The 2,160-nt window shown below is 64.4% G+C and carries 3 protein-coding genes; all 3 read right to left on the bottom strand.

The genetic code is table 11. From position 1 onward, the window contains the following. Positions 1 to 15: 15 nt before the first annotated feature. The gene (locus ACEQXV_RS07300; protein WP_370268530.1) at positions 16 to 426 is read right to left on the bottom strand and encodes a DUF934 domain-containing protein; all 411 of its coding nucleotides are present in this window, start codon (positions 424 to 426) and stop codon (positions 16 to 18) included. 11 nt (positions 427 to 437) lie between these two features. Then, positions 438 to 1,187 (bottom strand): phosphoadenylyl-sulfate reductase, encoded by a 750-nt coding sequence (locus ACEQXV_RS07295; RefSeq protein WP_370250791.1) that lies wholly within the window; start codon positions 1,185 to 1,187, stop codon positions 438 to 440. Beyond that, a partial coding sequence (locus ACEQXV_RS07290; RefSeq protein WP_370268528.1) for a nitrite/sulfite reductase occupies positions 1,177 to 2,160 on the bottom strand: 984 nt, incomplete at its 5' end. The genes ACEQXV_RS07295 and ACEQXV_RS07290, both read right to left, overlap by 11 nt.

Here is a 2,160-nt window from a genome sequence, read left to right as displayed (position 1 = left end):
CAGGAAAAGGGGCACTCAGGCGACACGTAGCCGCGACCGATGGTCATGGTCGCGCCAGTTGGCGCGTGCAAGCCACTGATCCTCGGGCTGACGCGTGGCGAGGGCACGGTCAATTTCCACGTCATCGAATCCCGATCGGCGCGCCATCGCGTATTGATCGGCCAGCACGTGACCTTTCGCGCGCAGGTGCCCGGTAAAGCCCATCTGCCGCAGGCGGCGGGCGAGGGTGAAGCCGCGCCCGTCGGCGAAGCTGGGGAAGTCGATGCGGATGGTGGCGTTGGTCTGAAGCGCCTCGGTCAATGCCTCAGCATCAGCGTCACTGGGCAAGTCCAGCACATCGCCCCCATCCACCGGAGCAAAGCCCGTATCGGTGACAAGGACGGTTTCGGTCTCGGTCAGGGCCTCTAGGGCTGCCAGGTCTTTCATGTCGTCGCTCCTTACGAGGCGGTTTTCAGGGGCCCACGCACGATGCGCCCGTCGATGAAGTGGATGCCGCATTCTTCCTTCTGCTCGCCCCGCCAGCGGCCCGCGCGAGGGTCTTCGCCGGGTTTCACGGGGCTGGTGCAGGGGGCGCAGCCGATGGAAGGGTAACCCTTGGCCACGAGCGGATGCCGGGGCAGGCGGTTGTTGACCATGTAGTCCTGCACGTCCTCGGGTGCCCAATGGGCCAGCGGGTTGATCTTGATGCGGATGTCGCCCTCGGTCTCGAAGAAATCGAGCGCGGCGCGCGTGCCCGACTGGAACCGCTTGCGCCCGGTGATCCAGCTGTCGAAGGGGGCAAGCGCCGCCTCCATCGGACGCACCTTGCGCAGATCACAGCAGGCGTCGGTGCTGCGCTGATGCAGGGTGCCATCGGGATCGCCCGCCAGGAGCGAGATCTTGCTGGCGTGAATCGTGCGCACGTCCTGCAATCCCAATTGGCTCGCGACCTGTTGCTGGTAGGCCAGCGTTTCGGGAAACAGCATCTGCGTGTCGATGAACAGCACGGGCGTGGCCGGGTCGATCACCGACACCATGTGCAGAAGCACGACGGATTCCGCCCCGAAAGAGCTGACCAGAGCGATACGGCCAAGGTCGGGGTCCTTCAGCGCGCGTTCCATAACCGCCGTGGCGGAATGGTGCTTGTAGCGCGCATTGAGACCCTCGACCCAGGTGGCAAGAGAGCCGATGGGGGCGTCAAGCGGCACGGGGTTTGGCCTCCGGGTAGAGGGCGGCCTTGAAGGGCTCGATGCCGACACGGGCGTAGGCTTGAAGGAAGGTCTCCTCCGCGCTCTGGCGCAGATCCAGATAGGTCGTCACGATGGTTTCCACCGCGCCCACGATCTCGTCATAGGCAAAACCGGGGCCGGTGCGCGTGCCGATCACCGCGTCCTCGGTGCCGTCGCCGCCAAGGGTGATCTGGTAGTTTTCCACCCCCGCGCGGTCGAGACCCAGAATGCCGATATGGCCCACGTGGTGATGCCCGCAGGCATTGATGCAGCCCGAGATCTTGATCTTGAGCGGGCCGACCTCGTGTTCCAGCCTGAGTTCCTCGAACCGCGTCGCGATTTCCTGCGCCACGGGGATGGACCGGGCCGTCGCCAGCGCGCAGTAATCCATGCCGGGGCAGGCGATGATGTCGGAGATGAGCCCGATATTTGCCGTGGCAAGCCCCGCCTTCTTCAACTCGGCATGAATGGCGGGCAGGTGGCGCTTGTGCACATGGGGCAGGATCACGTTCTGCTCGTGGCTGATGCGCAGTTCGTCGTGACCGAAGCGTTCCGCCAGATCGGCCATAATGCGCATCTGCTCCGCCGTGGCATCGCCCGGCGTGTCCCCGTGCTTCTTGAGCGAAATGGTAACGATGGCGTAGCCCTCGGCGCGGTGATCGGCCAGGTTCGTATCGGCCCAGGAGCGGAAGATCGGGTCTGCCTGATAGGCCGTATCGAAGGCGTTCGTCGGGGCGACTTCAAAGTCGTGCGCTGCGAAATGCGCCTTGATCTCTTCCAGCAGCGCCATGTCCTTGCCACCTGCATAGAGCGGCTTGCGCAAGGCGAATTCCGTCTCGACCTCGCCCTTCAGGTTCTCCAGCCCGAATTCGTGAACCAGGATCTTGATGCGCGCCTTGTACTTGTTGTCACGCCGCCCGATCACGTTCCAGACGGCAACGGTGGCCTCCAG

Origin of the sequence: Nioella sp. (genome assembly GCF_964229645.1) — a bacterium.
Classification (GTDB): domain Bacteria; phylum Pseudomonadota; class Alphaproteobacteria; order Rhodobacterales; family Rhodobacteraceae; genus Nioella.
Note: the sequence above shows the minus strand (reverse complement) of the source record. Positions and strands in the feature narration are given on the sequence as shown.

Coding starts and splice junctions, on each gene's coding strand:
- ACEQXV_RS07300 (WP_370268530.1), bottom strand. CDS start 426: ATGAAAGACCTGGCAGCCCTAGAGGCCCTGACCGAGACCGAAACCGTC.